The 6,768-nt window shown below is 70.2% G+C and carries 6 protein-coding genes; 1 reads left to right on the plus strand and 5 read right to left on the minus strand.

The genetic code is table 11. The features are described from left to right. Positions 1 to 450: 450 nt before the first annotated feature. Positions 451 to 2,409: a PhoX family protein gene (locus D183_RS0116630; protein ID WP_017909997.1), complete on the plus strand. Its 1,959-nt coding sequence runs from the start codon at positions 451 to 453 to the stop codon at positions 2,407 to 2,409. A gap of 69 nt (positions 2,410 to 2,478) precedes the next feature. Here the strand turns inward: D183_RS0116630 and pgi are convergent, their stop codons facing one another. The 5 genes from pgi to folK all read right to left on the minus strand — a co-directional run bounded on the left by pgi (position 2,479) and on the right by folK (position 6,742). Continuing rightward, the gene (pgi, locus tag D183_RS0116635) at positions 2,479 to 3,993 is read right to left on the minus strand and encodes a glucose-6-phosphate isomerase (protein ID WP_017909998.1); all 1,515 of its coding nucleotides are present in this window, start codon (positions 3,991 to 3,993) and stop codon (positions 2,479 to 2,481) included. Next, complete coding sequence (gene panD, locus D183_RS0116640; RefSeq protein WP_017909999.1) at positions 3,990 to 4,370, minus strand: aspartate 1-decarboxylase; 381 nt, start codon at positions 4,368 to 4,370, stop codon at positions 3,990 to 3,992. The genes pgi and panD overlap by 4 nt, the downstream gene beginning before the upstream one ends. A gap of 176 nt (positions 4,371 to 4,546) precedes the next feature. Continuing rightward, positions 4,547 to 5,386 carry a pantoate--beta-alanine ligase gene (gene panC, locus D183_RS0116645; protein WP_017910000.1) on the minus strand — a complete coding sequence of 280 codons (840 nt, stop codon included), beginning with the start codon at positions 5,384 to 5,386 and terminating at the stop codon, positions 4,547 to 4,549. After that, entirely contained in the window at positions 5,383 to 6,201 is an 819-nt protein-coding gene (panB, locus tag D183_RS0116650; RefSeq protein WP_010343892.1) for a 3-methyl-2-oxobutanoate hydroxymethyltransferase, read from the minus strand. The genes panC and panB overlap by 4 nt, the downstream gene beginning before the upstream one ends. Positions 6,202 to 6,232: 31 nt before the next feature. Beyond that, positions 6,233 to 6,742: a 2-amino-4-hydroxy-6-hydroxymethyldihydropteridine diphosphokinase gene (folK, locus tag D183_RS0116655; RefSeq protein ID WP_017910001.1), complete on the minus strand. Its 510-nt coding sequence runs from the start codon at positions 6,740 to 6,742 to the stop codon at positions 6,233 to 6,235. Between the last annotated feature and the right edge of the window lie 26 nt (positions 6,743 to 6,768).

The following is a 6,768-nucleotide window of genomic DNA, read 5'->3' on the forward strand; positions in this document are numbered from 1 at the left end:
CGCGCGCGCCAGCGGTCTGTGTGTGCAAGAGACTCCCTCCCAGGAACGGCGAACGCATGCCATGTCGCGGCCGGACCGCACACGCCGAGGTGCGGCCGGCGCCTACGCTTCCCGAATCGCCCCAAGCCTGTCAACCGCGGCGCGAGGTATGCCCCGATGCCGGCGGGATATCGGCTGACGCTATAGCGATGGAATACCGGGTTTGCTTGTGCGGGGCTGCGTCCGGGTCGTCGACCGCGCTCCCCCACAGCATCGGCAGCCGCCGCGTTTGCTGCGCCGCAATATCGTCCGACATGCGCACTGCGCAAGGGCGGCACCGCATTTGGCGCAGTGGCTGCCGGCCGCGACCGCTCGCAGGTTTCAAACGAATGTCACCAAGCGCGCCTAGGTTGGACCGCGCCGGCACGAGGGGGAGTGACCGGTATCCCGTCCGTTCTGGAGAGTCCCCCGATGTCGCATCTCCCCGATTCCGGTCGCCGCCGCGCCCTGCGTCTGCTGGCCGGCACCTTTCTGCTGCCGCTTGGCAGCCTTTCCGCTGCCGCGTTGGCGAGCGACCCCGCGGCCGCGCGTCTGCCGCCTCCGCCGCGGCCAGGCCGCCCGCCACGGCCGCGCGTGCGCGCGGTCAGCTTCGACGGCATGGCGGCGCCTTCGCTGGCCGAGCCGGCGACGATGGCCACCACCAGCGTGCGCTCGCACGTCGAGGTGATCCTGCACGATGGCAGCCGCCAGCGGTACGCCCTGGCCTACCGCCCGTTCTTCCTGACCGGCGACCAAGTCCCCGACGGCGCCGGCGGCACCGTGCTGGCCGGCGGCTACTACGACATCCACAACCGGCCGATCCTGGACCGCTCGGTCCCCGGCAGCGAACGGCCGTTCTTCTCGGATTGTCCCGACGGCTCGTCGCTGCTGACCCTGCCGCACGCGCACGTGCCCGGCGTACGCGGCAATACGGTGTTCGCGGTGGTGCAGTTCGAGTACACCACGCGCGATCTCGCCGGCAACGGCACCTATCGCCAGTTGCCGGCGCCGATCGCGGTGCTGACCCTGGACCAGGACCCGCGCAGCGGCCACCTGCGTCTGGTCAAGTACCACAACGTCGACACCTCGGCGGTGCACGGCCTGTGGACCACCTGCGGCGCCAGCCTCTCGCCCTGGAACACGCACCTGTCCAGCGAGGAATACGAACCCGATGCCGCCAGCATCGCCGGCAACACCCAGTTCCAGCGCTTCAGCGAACACCTCTACGGCGATCCCACGCGCGCCAATCCGTATCACTACGGGCACCTGCCGGAAGTGACCGTGCACGCCGACGGCAGCGGCAGCATCCGCAAGCACTACTGCCTGGGCCGCATCTCGCACGAACTGGTGCAGGTGATGCCGGACCGGCGCACCGTGCTGATGGGCGACGATGCCAGCAACGGTGGCCTGTTCCTGTTCGTCGCCGACCGCGACTGCGACCTGTCCAGCGGCACCCTGTACGTGGCGAAGTGGCGGCAGCGCTCGGCCAGCGGCCCCGGCGCGGCCACCCTGGACTGGATCCGCCTGGGCCACGCCAGCAGCGACGAGATCGAAGCAATGGCCGACGTGCTGCGCATCGGCGACATCATGGACGTGGCCACGCGCGATCCGGGCGACCCCGGCTACACCCGCATTCCCTACAGCGGCGGCTTCAACTGGGTGCGGCTGCGCCCGGGCATGGAACAGGCCGCCGCCTTCCTGGAAACCCACCGCTACGCCGCGCTGGTCGGCGGCAGCCTGGGCTTCACCAAGATGGAAGGCACCACGGTCGACACGCGCGATCGCATCGCCTACTCGGCGATGTCCTACATCCAGGGCAGCATGCTCGATGGCTCCGGCGACATCCGCGTGCAAGGCCCGACCGCCGGCGCGATCTATGCGCTGCCATTGCGCGGCGGCCAGCGCGACCATCTCGGCCAGCCGATCCGCAGCGACTGGGTACCGGTGTCGATGAGCGCGCCGCCCGCGCTGACCGGCCGCGACCTGCCAGCGGCCGACGCGCTGGGCAATCTGGCCGACCCGGAGCGCATCGCCAATCCGGACAACATCAAGTTCTCGCAACGCCTGCGCACGCTGTTCATCGGCGAGGACAGCGCCATGCACGTGAACAACTTCCTATGGGCCTACAACGTCGACACCGGCAAGCTGTCGCGTCTGCTGTCGGTGCCGGCCGGGGCCGAATCCACCGGCCTGCATGCGGTCGACGAAATCCACGGCTGGACCTACGTGATGAGCAACTTCCAGCATCCCGGCGACTGGGAAAGCCCGTTGCACGACAAGGTCAAGGCGCAGCTGGATCCGCTGGTCCGCGCCAACTACAAGGACCGCTACGGCGCCGCGGTGGGCTATCTCACTGGCGACCCGGTCGGATTGCGCCTGGACGACGTCTGAGCGCAGCGTCCAGCATCACTGACCGATCGCGCGAGCCAGCCAGGCTCGCGCGATCAGATGCTGGTTCGCTCAGCCCTGCAACCGCGCCAGCACAGCGCGCGTCACCGGGTCGGCGATCTCGGTGGACTGGCCCTGCAGCGCCGGCAGCAACTGGCTCGCCAGCTGCTTGCCCAGTTCCACGCCGAACTGGTCGAAGGCGTTGATGCCCCAGACCACCGACTGCACGTACACGCTGTGCTCGTACATCGCGATCAGCGCGCCCAGCGCCTGCGGGGTCAGCGCGTCGAGCAGGATCAGCGTGCTCGGGCGGCCGCCAGGATAGTCGCGGGCCGGATCGTCGCTGCCCTGCCCGTTCGCCAGCGCTTCGGTCTGCGCCAGCAGGTTGGCCAGCAACGCCTGGTGGTTGACGGTGTACGGGTCGTCGTTGCGGATGCAGCCGATGAAGTCGGCCGGCACGATGCTGGTGCCCTGGTGCAGCGCCTGGAAGAAGCTGTGCTGCACGTCGGTGCCGGCGCCGCCCCACCACACCGGCACGGTGTCGGCCTCGACCGGGCTGCCGTCCAGGCGCACGCGCTTGCCCAGGCTCTCCATCACCAGCTGCTGCAGGTAGGCCGGCAGCAGCGCCAGGCGCTGGTCGTAGGTCATCACCGCCTGCGTCGCATAGCCGAGCAGGTTGCGGTTCCACAGCGTGGTCAGGCCATGCAGCACGGCCACGTTGCGCTCCAGCGGCGCGTTCAGGGCGTGGTCGTCGAACTGCGCGGCGCCCTCCAGCAGCTGTTCGAAGGCGTCGGCGCCGATCGCCAGCGCGATCGGGAAGCCCACCGCCGACCACAGCGAATAGCGGCCACCCACCCAGTCCCACATCGGCAGCACGCGGCCGGCAGCGATATCGAAGGCCTTGGCGGCGCGCTCCGGGTTGGCGCTGACCGCGTACAGGCGCTCGCTGCCGCCCAGCCAGTCGCGCAGGATCTGGCCGTTGAGCAGGGTTTCCTGGGTACCGAAGGTCTTGGAGATCAGCACGCCGGCGGTACGCGCCGGGTCCAGCGTGGCCAGGGTGCGCTGCATCGCCGCGCCGTCCACGTTGGAGACGAAGTGCACGCGGAAGCGCGCGCCGGTGACCGGACGCAGCGCGTCGGCAACCAGGCGCGGGCCGAGATCGGAGCCGCCGATGCCGACGCTGACGATGTCGGTGACCTCGGTCTGCGCCAGGGCGTCGATCAGCGCGCGCATGCGCTGCTGCACCTCGCGGGCGCTGGCGTGGGCCTGGCTGGCCACTGGTGCGTCGGTGAGGTTGCCGCGCAGCGCGGTGTGCAGCGCGGCGCGGCCTTCGGTGACGTTGACCGTCTCGCCCCGGAACAGGCGCTGGAAGGCGCCGGCCAGGTCGTGGTCGGCAGCCAGCTCCAGCAGGGCGTCGAGCGCGGCGCGGTCGTACTTCTGCCGGGCGAAATTGAAGTACAGCGGTCCGACCTGCAACGCCAACGTCTCGGCACGGCCGGGTTCGGCCGCCAGCAGGTCGGGAAGGCGCGCCCCGCGCAGGCGCTGGGCGTGGGAATGCAGTGCGTCGAAACCGGTGGACTGTGTCATGCGGCCTGCTTTGGGATGGTGGTGTTGGTGTGGGTGATTTTGTTGGCGCCGTCCACGTAGACCAGGGTCGGCTGGAAACGCGCGGCTTCCTCTTCGCTCATGCCGGCGAAGGCGGCGATGATGATCAGGTCGCCGACCTGCACGTGGCGCGCGGCGCCGCCGTTGAGCGAGATGATGCCGCTGCCCTCGTCGGCGCGGATCGCGTAGGTGCTGAAGCGCGCGCCGTTGGTGACGTCCCAGATGTGCACCTGCTCGAATTCGCGGATGCCGGTCGCGTCCAGCAGCAGCCCGTCGATGGCGATCGAGCCTTCGTAGTTCAGCTCGGAATGGGTGACGGTGGCGCGGTGGATCTTGGTCTTCAACAGGCTCAGTTGCATGGCACGGGACTGCGGTCAGGAAAGACGCGCAGTTTAGCAGCCGAGGGTTAGGTGGCGGTGGTGAGGGGCGGCCTCAAACCGTCGCAGGAGCGGCTTCAGCCGCGACCGGCGATCGCGGGAAAGCCCGGTCGCGGCTGAAGCCGCTGCTACGATGAAGGTGCCGCGGCCTGCCGCGCTCAGAATTCCAGGTTGTCGATCAGACGGGTGCGGCCCAGGCGCGCGGCGATCAGCGCCACGCGCGGGCCGGTGCCATCCTGCGGCTCGCTCAGGTCGGGCGTGCGCAGCACGCTGTAGTCGACCTCGAAACCGGCCGCCTGCAGCTGCGCGGTCGCCGCCGCCTCCACCTCGGCGCGCGGGCGCCCAGCCAGGTGACCGTCGCGCATCGCCCGCAGGGTGCGGTGGATCTGCGCCGCGCGCGGCCGCTCCTCCGCCGACAGGTACTGGTTGCGCGAGCTCATCGCCAAGCCGTCAGACTCGCGCACGATGCCACCGCCCAGGATCTCGATCGGGAACGCCAGGTCGGCCACCATCTGCCGGATCACCGCCAGTTGCTGGTAGTCCTTCTTGCCGAACGCGGCCAGGTCCGGCTGCACCTGGTTGAACAGGCGCGCGACCACGGTGCAGACGCCGTCGAAATGGCCAGGCCGGCAGGCGCCTTCCAGCACCTCGCTGACGCCCGGAGTGTGCATGCGCAGCGCCAGCTCCACGCCCAGCGGATACATGCTTTCCACCGTCGGCAGCCACAGCACGTCGCAGCCGGCGCCCTCCAGGCCGCTGGTGTCGGCTTCCGGGGTGCGCGGGTAGCGGGTGAAGTCCTCGTTCGGGCCGAACTGGGTCGGGTTGACGAAGACGCTGGAGACCACGCGATCGGCGTATTGCCGCGCCAGCATCACCAGCGAGAAATGCCCGGCGTGCAGGTTGCCCATGGTCGGCACGAAGGCCACGCGCAGGCCCTGCCGCTTCCAGCCGGAGACGGTGGCGCGCAGTCGCGCCAGGTCGGTGATGGTCTCGATCATTTGGCGTAGGCGTGTTCGGCGTCGGGGAAGGTGCCGGCGCGGACCGCGTCGGCGTAGGCGCGGGCGGCACCGGCGATGGAACCGCCTTCGGCCAGGAAATCCTTGACGAAGCGCGGGCGGCGGTGGCCGCTGTCCAGGCCGAGGAAGTCGTGCATCACCAGCACCTGGCCGTCGCAGTCCGGACCGGCGCCGATGCCGATGGTGGGGATGTCGATCTCGGCGGTGATGCGCGCGGCCAGCGGCGACGGCACGCATTCCAGTACCAGCAGCGCGGCGCCGGCCGCGGCGACCGCCTTGGCGTCGGCCAGCAATTTGGCCGCGGCGGCCTCTTCGCGGCCCTGGATCTTGTAGCCGCCGAAGGTCAGCACCGACTGCGGGGTCAGGCCCAGGTGCGAGCACACCGGGATGTCGCGTTCGCTGAGGAAGCGGATCACCTCCAGCTTGTGCCCGGCGCCCTCCAGCTTGACCATCTCCGCACCGGCCTGCAGCAGCCGGGTCGACGCGTCCAAGGCGCGCTCGGGGGTGGCATCGGACTGGAACGGCAGGTCGGCCACCAGCAGCGCGCGCTGCAGCACCCGCGCCACCGCGGCGGTGTGGTAGACGATGTCGTCCACGCTCACCGGCAGGGTCGAGTCGTGGCCCTGCACCACCATCCCCAGCGAATCGCCGATCAGGATCAGGTCCACGCCGTTGGCGTCGAAGGTTCGCGCGAAGCCGGCGTCGTAGGCGGTCAGCATCACCAGCTTCTGCTGGCGGCGCTTGGCCTCGGCCAGGGCGGGAACGGTCCAGGGCTTGCTGTCGGCGTGACTGCTCATAAGCTCATGTGCTGCGGTAATGAGCCGAGCATTATCTACCGATTGGCACGATCCCGCCGGTTTCGATGCGGTCGCGTACGTCACGCACCGTTCCATGGCCCGGAATGACCGCGTCGGCGGCGATCTCGGCCAGCGGCAGCAGCACGAACGCACGCTGGTGCAGGAACGGGTGCGGCACCTGCAACCCCGGCAGATCGATCACCGCCTCGGCATACAGCAGCAGGTCCAGGTCCAGGGTGCGCGGGCCCCAACGCTCGCCGGGCAGGCGCTGGCGGCCGTGGCGGTGTTCCAGGTCCAGCAGCGCCTGCAGCAGGTCCGGCGCCGACAAGGTGGTGGTCACCAGCGCCGCGGCGTTGATGAAGTCCGGCTGGTCTTCGCGGCCCCAGGCCGGGCTGCGGTACAGCTGCGAGGCACGCAGCAGGCGGGTCTGCGGCAGCGTGTCGAGCGCGGCCAGGGCCGCGCGCAGGGTCGCCGCGGCGTCGCCAAGGTTGCCGCCCAGGCCGATGCAGGCCTGGACCGGCGCCGGTGTCGCGGCGCTCACTCGACGGGCGTGGCGGCGTCCGGGCG

The sequence above is a fragment of the Xanthomonas sp. SHU 199 genome (genome assembly GCF_000364665.1).
In the GTDB taxonomy this organism is placed as follows: domain Bacteria; phylum Pseudomonadota; class Gammaproteobacteria; order Xanthomonadales; family Xanthomonadaceae; genus Xanthomonas_A; species Xanthomonas_A sontii.